This window comes from Peribacillus sp. SIMBA_075 (assembly GCF_046534585.1).
In genome coordinates this window covers 1-3,008 of the sequence record NZ_JAWRYN010000089.1, presented here as the reverse complement: position 1 = coordinate 3,008, position 3,008 = coordinate 1, and the positions used below count along the sequence as shown (strand labels likewise).

The 3,008-nt window shown below is 52.0% G+C and carries 1 rRNA gene; it reads right to left on the bottom strand.

The window, feature by feature from the left end:
- Nucleotides 1-2,934: ribosomal RNA gene (locus SB775_RS27230) — 23S ribosomal RNA — on the bottom strand.
- Between the last annotated feature and the right edge of the window lie 74 nt (nt 2,935-3,008).

Below are 3,008 nucleotides of genomic sequence, written 5' to 3'. Positions count from 1 at the left end.
TTGGTTAAGTCCTCGATCTATTAGTATCAGTCAGCTCCACATGTCGCCACGCTTCCACCTCTGACCTATCAACCTGATCATCTTTCAGGGATCTTACTAGCTTGCGCCATGGGAAATCTCATCTTGAGGGGGGCTTCATGCTTAGATGCTTTCAGCACTTATCCCGTCCGCACGTAGCTACCCAGCTATGCCTTTGGCAAGACAACTGGTACACCAGCGGTGCGTCCATCCCGGTCCTCTCGTACTAAGGACAGCTCCTCTCAAATTTCCTGCGCCCGCGACGGATAGGGACCGAACTGTCTCACGACGTTCTGAACCCAGCTCGCGTACCGCTTTAATGGGCGAACAGCCCAACCCTTGGGACCGACTACAGCCCCAGGATGCGATGAGCCGACATCGAGGTGCCAAACCTCCCCGTCGATGTGGACTCTTGGGGGAGATAAGCCTGTTATCCCCGGGGTAGCTTTTATCCGTTGAGCGATGGCCCTTCCATGCGGAACCACCGGATCACTAAGCCCGACTTTCGTCCCTGCTCGACTTGTAGGTCTCGCAGTCAAGCTCCCTTGTGCCTTTACACTCTACGAATGATTTCCAACCATTCTGAGGGAACCTTTGGGCGCCTCCGTTACTCTTTAGGAGGCGACCGCCCCAGTCAAACTGCCCACCTGACACTGTCTCCCACCCCGATAAGGGGCGCGGGTTAGAATTTCAATACAGCCAGGGTAGTATCCCACCAACGCCTCCACCGAAGCTAGCGCTCCGGCTTCTCAGGCTCCTACCTATCCTGTACAAGCTGTACCAAAATTCAATATCAGGCTGCAGTAAAGCTCCACGGGGTCTTTCCGTCCTGTCGCGGGTAACCTGCATCTTCACAGGTACTATAATTTCACCGAGTCTCTCGTTGAGACAGTGCCCAGATCGTTACACCTTTCGTGCGGGTCGGAACTTACCCGACAAGGAATTTCGCTACCTTAGGACCGTTATAGTTACGGCCGCCGTTTACTGGGGCTTCGGTTCAAAGCTTCGCTTGCGCTAACCTCTCCCCTTAACCTTCCAGCACCGGGCAGGTGTCAGCCCCTATACTTCGCCTTGCGGCTTCGCAGAGACCTGTGTTTTTGCTAAACAGTCGCCTGGGCCTATTCACTGCGGCTTTTCCGGGCTATTCACCCTAAAAAGCACCCCTTCTCCCGAAGTTACGGGGTCATTTTGCCGAGTTCCTTAACGAGAGTTCTCTCGCACACCTTAGGATTCTCTCCTCGCCTACCTGTGTCGGTTTGCGGTACGGGCACCTTACATCTCACTAGAGGCTTTTCTTGGCAGCGTGGAATCAGGAACTTCGGTACTATATTTCCCTCGCCATCACAGCTCCGCCTTAATGGAAACGGGATTTGCCTCGTTTCCGGCCTAACTGCTTGGACGCGCATATCCAACAGCGCGCTTACCCTATCCTTCTGCGTCCCCCCATCGTTCAAACGATGTATAGGTGGTACAGGAATATCAACCTGTTGTCCATCGCCTACGCCTTTCGGCCTCGGCTTAGGTCCCGACTAACCCTGAGCGGACGAGCCTTCCTCAGGAAACCTTAGGCATTCGGTGGAAGGGATTCTCACCCTTCTTTCGCTACTCATACCGGCATTCTCACTTCTAAGCGCTCCACCAGTCCTTCCGGTCTGACTTCAACGCCCTTAGAACGCTCTCCTACCATCGACACCAAAATGGTGTCAATCCACAGCTTCGGTGATACGTTTAGCCCCGGTACATTTTCGGCGCGGAGTCACTCGACCAGTGAGCTATTACGCACTCTTTAAATGGTGGCTGCTTCTGAGCCAACATCCTGGTTGTCTAAGCAACTCCACATCCTTTTCCACTTAACGTATACTTTGGGACCTTAGCTGGTGGTCTGGGCTGTTTCCCTTTCGACTACGGATCTTATCACTCGCAGTCTGACTCCCAAGAATAAGTATTTGGCATTCGGAGTTTGACTGAATTCGGTAACCCGTTGGGGGCCCCTAGTCCAATCAGTGCTCTACCTCCAATACTCTCATCTTGAGGCTAGCCCTAAAGCTATTTCGGAGAGAACCAGCTATCTCCAGGTTCGATTGGAATTTCTCCGCTACCCACACCTCATCCCCGCACTTTTCAACGTGCGTGGGTTCGGGCCTCCATTCAGTGTTACCTGAACTTCACCCTGGACATGGGTAGATCACCTGGTTTCGGGTCTACGACCTCATACTCATTCGCCCTATTCAGACTCGCTTTCGCTGCGGCTCCGTCTTATCAACTTAACCTCGCATGAAATCGTAACTCGCCGGTTCATTCTACAAAAGGCACGCCATTACCCATTAACGGGCTTTGACTACTTGTAGGCACACGGTTTCAGGATCTATTTCACTCCCCTTCCGGGGTGCTTTTCACCTTTCCCTCACGGTACTGGTTCACTATCGGTCACTAGGGAGTATTTAGCCTTGGGAGATGGTCCTCCCTGCTTCCGACGGGATTTCTCGTGTCCCGCCGTACTCAGGATCCACTCAGGAGGGAACGAAGTTTCAACTACAGGGTTTTTACCTTCTTTGACGGACCTTTCCAGATCACTTCATTTACCCCGTTCCTTTGTAACTCCATGTTGAGTGTCCTACAACCCCAAGAGGCAAGCCTCTTGGTTTGGGCTAATTCCGTTTCGCTCGCCGCTACTCAGGAAATCGCATTTGCTTTCTCTTCCTCCGGGTACTTAGATGTTTCAGTTCCCCGGGTCTGCCTTCAGTACCCTATGTATTCAGGTAAAGATACTGTTCCATTACGAACAGTGGGTTTCCCCATTCGGAAATCTCCGGATCAAAGCTTACTTACAGCTCCCCGAAGCATATCGGTGTTAGTCCCGTCCTTCATCGGCTCCTAGTGCCAAGGCATCCACCGTGCGCCCTTTCTAACTTAACCGTTAAAAAAGATCTTACTGATGCTTTGAAAAAAATTAATTGCCTTCTATCTATTATCTAGTTTTCAAGGAACAA